The 249-nt window shown below is 57.8% G+C and carries 1 protein-coding gene; it reads right to left on the reverse strand.

Annotation, left to right across the window (positions count from 1 at the left end):
* A partial coding sequence (locus AC2FA3_RS15445) for a CD1845 family protein (RefSeq protein ID WP_490510359.1) occupies positions 1-249 on the reverse strand: 249 nt, incomplete at both ends.

Raw genomic sequence — 249 nt, forward strand, 5'->3', positions numbered from 1 at the left:
TAACAGCTCCGGCACCCGCCTGCAAGCCATAGGGGGAAAGCAGGAACGCAATCACCAGATAAATGACGCCGCCCACCGGATAGCTGATGAAGAACAGCCCCACGCCCAGCAGCGCCATAATGACCGAGGCCGCCGTCAGGAGGACGGAGGACAGGGAGAACAGGAACAGCAGGACGGCCCCAAGGACAGTCAGTAGCACCACAAACGGTGCAGCAATCAGTTTTAATATCAGCCTCATAGGTTCAACCC

This window comes from Janibacter sp. CoH_79_TC_3 (assembly GCF_058197955.1).